The following is an 8,250-nucleotide window of genomic DNA, read 5'->3' as shown; positions in this document are numbered from 1 at the left end:
CTTTGCCTGCATCGCAAGCGGATCAACATCTCAACCGTGCTGGCGGGCCAAAAGCTCGGCATCAAAGAGGTCGACGACGGCATTTGGCTCGTCAGCTTCATGCGTTATGATCTGGGATACTTCGACCTGGAGCAGAAAACCCTGCAACCCCTCGACAACCCGTTCGGCACGAGGCTGTCACCTATGTCTTAGGTACGTTCCGTTACCCATGTCTTCGGGCCGGACACACTGGGGCGCTGGTGCCGCAAGAGGGATTCGAACCCCCGACCCCGTCATTACGAATGACGTGCTCTACCAACTGAGCTATTGCGGCGAACCTTGCCGGGGCCCGCGCGAGGCCGGTCCCGTTACGCGCGCTCCTGATATCGGGCATGGCCCGAATTGGCAAGGTGGCGCCGGCTTGGAAATGCCGCTCACCCGCCCCAGCGAGACCAGAATCCGCGCCAGCCGCCGGCCTGGGCCTTTGCGTGGTCCCTGGGCGTGCCGATTTGTTCCGTAAATTCATCGCTCGGACCCTCGTCGTCGATCCCTGGATCATCCGGGGCGCGGACGATCGGGATGACGGCGGGAATAGGCGCTGGTGTGGGCTTGCCGAGATCGGCGCGGGTCCGGAACACCGGCGTCGCCGCCGCCGGCGATGATTCGACGATCTCAGGGGCCGGTTTGACCGGCTCGGCGGGCGTGACGACCGGCTCTTCCTTGACGGTTTCTTTGGCGGTCTCCTTGACGGTTTCCTCTAAGATTTCCTGGGCCTCGAGGGGCGGCGAATTGTCCTGCGCGGCAGGCGCAGGATCCGGCGCCGTGACAACCGGTTCCGCCGGGCCTTCGCTCGGGGCCGCCGTCACCCGCTTCGGCGGCGGAGCCGCCAGCATGGCTTCCTCGAAGGCCGAGGATTCGATCATGGCGCCCCTGTCGGACGGAAGACTAGCGACCGGCGTCTGCCACTGGAACGCGTCAAGCCGGCCGGTGACCGGGGAGACCGGACGCCAGCGGTCGCTGACATAACCGTCCGCAGTCCAGGCCGGATCATGGCGGGCGCGCACCGCGCGTAAGGTCCAGGCGCGGGCCCGACCGCCGTCACCATGCTCGGTACGCTCGATCTCCGCCATCAGCAGTGCCACGCGCTGGGTCGGATCGTTGACGTAAGGCGCCAGCACCTCGCGCGCACGGGCGAACTCGGACGCATCGATCGCGGCGCGCGCGATCGCCAGTTGGCCCTCGACATAACCAGCCTTGTCGGCAGGAATCTTGGCCGCAAGCGTCTCGACCCGCTGCAAACGCTGCCGCGCGGAATCGCCGAGCTTCACATGCGCATAGGCCTCCGCGAGATCAGGATGCGGATTGGCGAGCCAGGCGGTTTCCACCAGCTTCATGGCGCGGCGCACCTGATGCGCCTCGCTCTCGAATTTTGCAGCAAGCACTGCGGCCGGAACCAGGGTCGGCGCGAGCTTGACCGCCTGCATCACGCTCTCGCGCGCGACGTCGCGGTCCATCGTTTCCAGTTCCAGCGCGCGGGCGGCGAGCAGCACGCCGCGGTGGCGGCGATAGGCCTGCTTGTCGATCAGGCCCGCGGACAGATTCGAATCGAGGATCGCGAGCGCGCCGCTCCAGTCGCCGCGCGCGCAGCGGAAGCCGAGCACCGCATGCGAGGCCCAGGTCGAGGACGGCGACAGCTTGATCGCTTCCTCGGCGATCATCACCGCGCCGACCGCATCGTCGGCGCGCTGCGCCTCGATGAACAGACCGCGCAGGCCGAGCAGGCGCGTGTCCTCGCGCTCGGCCATGGCACGGAAGACGCGCTGGGCCTCGTCGCGATTGCCCTCGAGCTGCGCCGATTGCGCATGCAAGAGAAGCGCGAGCGGATCGTTTGCGGCCAGCCGCCGCGCGGTATCGGCGTGACGACGGGCAAGCGCGGTGTCGCCATGGCCGATCGCAAGCAGCCCGTGGGTAATGGCGTGGCGGCCGCGCGCATGACGCTTTTCGTGACGGCGGCGGCGCAGACGCCCCGGAGCGCGCCAGGCCATCGTCAGCAGGCTCCAGACCAGCACGACTGCCGCGGCAAAGAGGCCAAGCAAGAACACGAATCTGGGAAGCGTCGTCGTGGCGCGGAAGGCGCCTGCGGTCAGGACGAGGTCGCCGGGCTGGTCGGCAACCCAGGCCGCGCCGGCCGCCGCCAGCGCGATCAGGACGAGGAAGAGGACGATGCGAAGCATGACGATCCCTATACGCGCTGATTGTTGCGCGAACCTTTATTGACCAGGCTTGACGAGATCCGCCATGGCGGCGTCGGCGAACTTGCGTGAGGCGGCGAGCGCCGCGTCACGGGCATCGGCCTTGTCGAGCCAGGCTTGTGCCGGTGCACGATCGGCCTCGGGCAGCGTCTTCAACTCGCGCCGTGCCTCGACGAAATCGTTGCGCAGCGCAGCCGCCGTCACCCGCGCGACGATGGCGCCGCGATCGTTGCCGACCCCGTCGGTACGCTCGATGCGGACGAGTTTCGACGCCCCCGCCTGAAGACGCTCGACGATGCCGGTGCCGCTGGCCGGAGCTTCCGCTGGCGGCGACAATTTCGGCACGATGTTGAGGAGCTCGCGACTGAGCGCGACCGGCGTCGGAATGCCTGACGAAGCAAAAGTGTCAAGCGGCTTCAGCATATCCGGCTTTGCTGCCAGCGACCGCGCGGCGGCGAGCTGGGATACGTAAGCATCGCCGTGGCGAACGGCGACGTCGAGCAGAGCCGCCGCCACCACATGGCGCAACGGTTTGTCGTCCATCGCCTTGGCGTCGGCGATCTTCTCGCTTTGCTGCGCGAGTTCCGCACGTTCGGTCTTGCTGGCACGCTCAAGCTGCGCGAGGCGGTCGTTGAGAGCGGCAAGATCTGGCGCGGCAGCAGATGGCGCCGATTTCGTGTCGTTGAGGGCGCCCGCGGTCTTGTCGGATTGTGCGCGCAGACTGGCGATGTCGCTGCGCAGGCTCGTTGCGGATTTCTCCAGCGCATCGATCCGCGCCACCACGGCCGGATCGGCGGCAGGCTTGCCCGCCTTGGCTTCGACCGCAGCAACGCGCCCGCTCAGCGCCTCGACGGTTGCGCCCGTCACTTGCGGAGCAGCCGGCGGCGCCTGCACCGCAGGCCAGCCCAGCATCCAGCCGACCGCGATCACAACGGCGGCTGCCACGGCGCCGGAGAACGGAGCGATAACCCAGGGTGAAATCGACGGCGATACCGACGCGGACGCAACGAAAGATTCTTCCTCGGCAGGTTCGGGCTGCGGCTCGGCATGAGCTTCTTCGAACTTTGCCTCTTGAGACTTTGCCTCTTGAGACTTTTCTTCCTGAGACTTGCCCTCTTCAGATTTGGCCTGCTCATGCGCGGCCTGTTCGGTCGCTGCCTCAGGCTCGCCCGCCACCTCCTGCGGCTGGGTCGAGACCTCGGTTGCCTGGAGGTCGATGGTGGGCGGGATGCGCTTGGCGCGGCCGGACTCGGGAGCCAATCCTGCGTCTTCAGGCTTGTCGTCGGCCATCGTGACGGTTCCTCACACTTACATGCCCTGAACGAACGGATCCGATTGCGTCGGATTCGGCCCGACCTCTTACGCCAAACGGGTGCGCAAAGCACGCTCCAAGGTGTCAAATAAGGCATTTTCGTCCGGCGTCGCCGCCACCAGAACCTGCGAGGCACCCGCCTCGCGCAGCACGCCCGCGACCGTCTCGGACAGGCAGCATTGCGGGATCGCCAGAGCCGAGATTTCGACGCCTTCGCCCCGCGCGGCCTCCAGGAAAGCCCGCGCGCTGCGCCGGGAGTAATGCAGCACCGCCTCGATCCCATGGGCGGCAAAGCCCTCACAGACATCGCGCGGCAACAGCTTGATAGGCGCCATGCGATAGATCGTCTGCGTGACGACGTTGAAGCCTTCGGCGCCCAGCTCACCGCCGAGGTCGCGCGACAGATCCGCGCCCGCGAGATAGAGCAACGTGCCCTTTTTCTTCAGCCGCTTGTCGCGCGCGCTCTGCATCACCTTGTCGCGCAGGGCAGCACCGTCGCCACCAGCGACGATCACCTCGGCAAAGCCGGCATCGCGCCCGGCGGCAGCCGTGTGCTCGCCGACGGCAAACAGCGGCAGCTCCAGCAGACCAAGTTCCTGCAATTGCGGCGCGACGGCGCGAATTGCATTGGCTGAAGTGACAATGACGGCGCTGTAGCTCGTTTCACTCTCGCCATGGAAGGCGACCGGCTCGAACTTGAGCACCGGCGCGAGCAGCACCACATGACCCCGCGCTCGCAGATTTTCCGACGTCGCCTCATTGTCGGGATGCGGCCGTGTGACAAGAATGGACATCGCTTGTGTTCCCGAACCACGTGGCGGTGGCGCTTTCACGAGGGACGGCCGCGCGTGACGATTGCGTTGGCCGACCCCGGAATGCTACCGGACGTACCAGAACTCTGCTTTGCGGATCAGCGCAAGGGGGGTGAGAAGGGCGCAAATTGGATAACAATTCGCCAATGCTGGTACTGGGCATCGAAACCACCTGCGACGAGACCGCCGCGGCGGTGATCGAGCGTGCGCCTGACGGCAGCGGCAAGATCCTGTCCAACATCGTGTGGTCGCAGGTCGAGGAGCATGCCCGTTTCGGCGGCGTGGTACCGGAGATCGCGGCCCGCGCCCATGTCGACCTGCTCGACGGCATCATCGACCGGGCCATGACTGAGGCCGGCATCGACTTCGCCCAGCTCGACGGTGTCGCGGCCGCCGCGGGCCCGGGACTGATCGGCGGCGTCATCGTCGGGCTCACCACCGCGAAGGCGATCGCGATGGTGCACGACACGCCGCTGATCGCGGTGAACCATCTGGAAGCGCATGCGCTGACACCGCGCCTGACCGACGCACTCGAATTTCCCTATTGCCTGTTTCTCGCCTCTGGCGGCCATACCCAGATCGTCGCCGTCACCGGCGTTGGCCAGTATGTGCGGCTCGGCACCACCGTCGACGATGCGATCGGCGAGGCCTTCGACAAGGTCGCGAAGATGCTGGGGCTGCCCTATCCGGGCGGGCCGCAGGTCGAGCGCGCGGCAGCCAACGGCGATCCGGCGCGATTTGCGTTTCCGCGGCCGCTGCAGGGACGCCCCGACGCCAACTTCTCGCTATCGGGATTGAAGACGGCGGTGCGCAACGAAGCGAGCCGGTTGGCCGAGATCACACCGCAGGACGTCAGCGATCTCTGCGCGAGCTTTCAGGCTGCCGTGCTCGACTCCACAGCCGACCGGTTGAGCGTCGGTCTCAAACTCTTCCGCGAGCAGTTCGGTGCGCCACGTGCGCTGGTGGCGGCCGGCGGCGTTGCCGCCAATCAGGCGATCCGCGGCGCCTTGCATGAGGTTGCGAGGAAAGCCGGTACACAATTGATCATGCCGCCGCCGGCGCTCTGCACCGACAATGGCGCGATGATCGCATGGGCCGGCGCCGAACGTCTCGCACTCGGCATGACCGACACGATGGAAGCACAGCCCCGCGCGCGTTGGCTGCTCGATGCGAACGCGACGGCACCGGCCGGATACGGCAAGACACGCGCGGGATTCTAGCAATGACAGCGTTCCGATCTGTCGCAGTGATCGGCGCGGGCGCCTGGGGCACGGCGCTGGCGATGGTGGCGGCGCGGGCCGGACGGAACGTGACGCTGTGGGCGCGCAATCCCGAGCACGCGACGCGAATCGCGTCGAGCCGCGACAATCCGCGGCTGGCCGGCGTGCGGCTTGCTCCGGAGATCATCGTCACGAGCGACCTGGCGCTCGCCACGCGCGCGGATATGCTGCTGATCGCAGTGCCCGCGCAGCATCTGCGCGGTGCCGTCAACATGCTCGCCTCGCATCTGGCTAGACCGGTGCCTGTCGTCGCCTGCGCCAAGGGCATCGAGCACGGCACCCATAAATTCATGACCGACGTGATCGCCGAGGCCGCGCCTCACGCGCAGCCGGCGATCCTGTCGGGTCCGAGCTTTGCCGACGATGTCGCGCGTGGCTTGCCGACCGCGGTCACGCTGGCGGCGAGGGAAGAAACGCTGGCCAACCACCTGGTGCAGGCGCTGGGCTCGCCGACGTTTCGGCCCTATCACTCCACTGATGTCCGCGGCGTCGAGATCGGCGGCGCCGCCAAGAACGTGCTGGCGATCGCGGTCGGTATCGCGGTCGGGCGCAAGCTCGGCGCTTCCGCCCAGGCCGCACTCACCACCCGCGCCTTTGCCGAGCTGACACGCCTCGGCCGCGCGCTCGGCGCACGCAGCGAAACACTCACGGGCTTGTCTGGCCTCGGCGATCTGATCCTGACCTGCTCGAGCCCACAATCGCGCAATTTCGCGCTCGGCCTGGCGCTTGGCCGCGGCGAGCAGCCGCCCGCCGGCAAGCTTGCCGAAGGCGAATCCACCGCGCCGGTACTGATCGAGCTCGCGGCTTCGCAAAGCATCGAAATGCCGGTATCGGAAGCCGTCGCGTCGATCCTGACCGGCAGAAGCACGATCGACGCCGCGATCTCGGGGCTCATGACGCGACCTTTCAAGGCAGAGGAATGAACATGGCGTACTGGCTGGTGAAATCCGAGCCATCGGTGTGGTCCTGGGACCAGCAGGTGGCGAAAGGCGCCAAGGGCGAAGCCTGGACCGGCGTGCGCAATTACACCGCGCGCCAGAATCTCGTCGCCATGAAGAAGAGCGACAAGGCGTTCTTCTATCATTCCAACGAGGGCAAGGAGATCGTCGGCATCGCGGAGATCGTCAAGGAAGCCTATCCGGATCCGACCGACAAGACGGAAAAATTCGTCTGCGTCGACATCAAGGCCGACAAACCCTTGAAGAGTCCGGTGACAATGGCCGCGATCAAGGCCGAGAAGAAGCTCGCCGACATGGCGCTGGTGAAATATTCGCGCCTCTCGGTGCAGCCGGTGACGGCCGAGGAATGGAAGCTCGTCTGCAAGATGGGCGGGATGTAGGATTAGGCGCTGTAGCCCGGATGAGCGAAGCGATATCCGGGACTACTGCTGCGATCCCGCATGTCGCTACGCTCATGCGGGCTACGATATCGGAGCTTGCTTCTCCGGCAGCGCAAACACCTCGCATGGCGCGGCGATGCCCCGCAGCGAATGCGATCCGAGCGCGATGAGAGGCATGTCGGTCTCCGCGGCGAGCGCGCCCGACACCAGCACGGTTCTGCCGAGCGGCTTGCACAATCCTTCGAGCCGGCTGGCGAGATTGACGGCGGGACCGATCGCCGTGAAATCGAGCCGGTTGGCGGCGCCGATATTACCCCACAGCATTTCGCCGAGATGCAGCGCCGCACCGAACGCGAGCGGCGGCAGACCTTGGGCACGACGCTCCGCGTTGAGATACGCCATCCCGGCTTCGGCTGCGCTCGCGGCACGCAGCGCCGCATCGCACGCTTGGCGCGGTGACGCCCCGACCACCGGAAAGATCGCGAGCACGCCGTCGCCGATGAATTTCAGCACCTCGCCGCCGAAGGCGTGGACCGCGCCGGCGATGCGATCGAACCAGGCATCGAGCGCCGCGATGACGTCGGCAGGCGGATTGGTTTCCGACAGGAGCGTGAAGTTGCGCAGATCCGCATAGAGCAGCGCGGCCTGTATGGTCTCGCCGAGATCGCGCCGCAGGGGTGCCGCCAGCACCCGCTCCGCGCTGCGCTTGCCGAGATAAGCATCCAGCGTCGCGCGCAAGGTTGCACGCGCGGCAAGCACCGCAAGGGGCGTCGCGGCGAAGCGCGCGGCCTGGCGCAATTGCTTGGTCTCGTTTGCGGTGAACGGTCGCGGCCCGATCCAACCGAGCAACGGCCCGTCGGGCCGTCCGACCGCGTCTTCGTGCACCTCACCCTCCGCGATGTCGCGCAGCCAGCGGCGGCCGGCATCGTTGGGCGGGTCGGGCGCGAGGCCGCCTGGTGCGAAGCCGAGCGCTTCGATCACCCGGCCGTTCTCCGCGCGCCACAACCATGTCCGCTTCGCGATCAGCGGATGCGGCACCTCGAGCGTCAGGCTGCCTGCCGCAAGCGGCACGCCGTCGGCGACCAGTTGTGCGCCGAGATCCGCGAGCAGGCGGTCGGCCCCGGTGCTATCGGCGGCGGCATCGACAAGCCAGGCGAGCGTCGGCGAGAGGTGCATGGCCCGATCATGACGAACGCAGGCGGTCTTTGTCACGGGCAATCCTTGACGGGCCCCTCGCGCGCCGCCATGTCCCACGATCAGCCCAGGGATGATCGCC

The 8,250-nt window shown here is 67.0% G+C and carries 7 protein-coding genes, 1 tRNA gene and 1 pseudogene; 4 read left to right on the top strand and 5 right to left on the bottom strand.

The window, feature by feature from the left end; genetic code table 11:
* Positions 1-192 (top strand): annotated as a pseudogene (locus AC0L3J_RS04085) (hypothetical protein); the annotation flags it as partial.
* A 45-nt stretch (positions 193-237) separates the two neighbouring features.
* Here the strand turns inward: AC0L3J_RS04085 and AC0L3J_RS04080 are convergent.
* From AC0L3J_RS04080 to AC0L3J_RS04065, 4 genes are all read right to left on the bottom strand, one after another.
* A tRNA-Thr gene (locus AC0L3J_RS04080) sits at positions 238-313 on the bottom strand.
* Between the two features lie 100 nt (positions 314-413).
* Positions 414-2,213: a heme biosynthesis HemY N-terminal domain-containing protein gene (locus tag AC0L3J_RS04075; RefSeq protein WP_473346042.1), complete on the bottom strand. Its 1,800-nt coding sequence runs from the start codon at positions 2,211-2,213 to the stop codon at positions 414-416.
* 36 nt (positions 2,214-2,249) lie between these two features.
* Entirely contained in the window at positions 2,250-3,521 is a 1,272-nt protein-coding gene (locus AC0L3J_RS04070; RefSeq protein WP_473346041.1) for a COG4223 family protein, read from the bottom strand.
* Between the two features lie 69 nt (positions 3,522-3,590).
* On the bottom strand, positions 3,591-4,337 hold the full coding sequence (locus AC0L3J_RS04065) for a uroporphyrinogen-III synthase (RefSeq protein ID WP_473346040.1): 747 nt from the start codon (positions 4,335-4,337) through the stop codon (positions 3,591-3,593).
* Between the two features lie 164 nt (positions 4,338-4,501).
* On the opposite strand from AC0L3J_RS04065, the gene tsaD reads away from it, so the two are divergent.
* The 3 genes from tsaD to AC0L3J_RS04050 are packed head-to-tail and all read left to right on the top strand — an operon-like array spanning position 4,502 to position 6,974.
* Positions 4,502-5,575 carry a tRNA (adenosine(37)-N6)-threonylcarbamoyltransferase complex transferase subunit TsaD gene (gene tsaD / locus AC0L3J_RS04060; protein WP_473346039.1) on the top strand — a complete coding sequence of 358 codons (1,074 nt, stop codon included), beginning with the start codon at positions 4,502-4,504 and terminating at the stop codon, positions 5,573-5,575.
* Positions 5,576-5,577: 2 nt separating this feature from the next.
* A complete protein-coding gene (locus tag AC0L3J_RS04055; protein ID WP_473346038.1) occupies positions 5,578-6,558 on the top strand; it encodes an NAD(P)H-dependent glycerol-3-phosphate dehydrogenase in 981 nt (326 codons plus the stop codon).
* 2 nt (positions 6,559-6,560) lie between these two features.
* On the top strand, positions 6,561-6,974 hold the full coding sequence (locus AC0L3J_RS04050) for an EVE domain-containing protein (protein ID WP_473346037.1): 414 nt from the start codon (positions 6,561-6,563) through the stop codon (positions 6,972-6,974).
* Positions 6,975-7,055: 81 nt separating this feature from the next.
* Here the strand turns inward: AC0L3J_RS04050 and AC0L3J_RS04045 are convergent, their stop codons facing one another.
* Positions 7,056-8,150 (bottom strand): adenylate/guanylate cyclase domain-containing protein, encoded by a 1,095-nt coding sequence (locus AC0L3J_RS04045; RefSeq protein ID WP_473346075.1) that lies wholly within the window; start codon positions 8,148-8,150, stop codon positions 7,056-7,058.
* Positions 8,151-8,250: the final 100 nt, after the last annotated feature.

The sequence above is a fragment of the Bradyrhizobium sp. Kon37 genome (genome assembly GCF_055807535.1).
Note: the sequence above shows the minus strand (reverse complement) of the source record. Positions and strands in the feature narration are given on the sequence as shown.

Excerpts from the sequence above, each read along its gene's own strand:
- AC0L3J_RS04075 (WP_473346042.1), bottom strand. The coding sequence starts at position 2,213 with ATGCTTCGCATCGTCCTCTTCCTCGTCCTGATCGCGCTGGCGGCGGCC.
- AC0L3J_RS04070 (WP_473346041.1), bottom strand. The coding sequence starts at position 3,521 with ATGGCCGACGACAAGCCTGAAGACGCAGGATTGGCTCCCGAGTCCGGC.
- AC0L3J_RS04065 (WP_473346040.1), bottom strand. The coding sequence starts at position 4,337 with ATGTCCATTCTTGTCACACGGCCGCATCCCGACAATGAGGCGACGTCG.
- tsaD (WP_473346039.1), top strand. The coding sequence starts at position 4,502 with ATGCTGGTACTGGGCATCGAAACCACCTGCGACGAGACCGCCGCGGCG.
- AC0L3J_RS04055 (WP_473346038.1), top strand. The coding sequence starts at position 5,578 with ATGACAGCGTTCCGATCTGTCGCAGTGATCGGCGCGGGCGCCTGGGGC.
- AC0L3J_RS04050 (WP_473346037.1), top strand. The coding sequence starts at position 6,561 with ATGGCGTACTGGCTGGTGAAATCCGAGCCATCGGTGTGGTCCTGGGAC.
- AC0L3J_RS04045 (WP_473346075.1), bottom strand. The coding sequence starts at position 8,150 with ATGCACCTCTCGCCGACGCTCGCCTGGCTTGTCGATGCCGCCGCCGAT.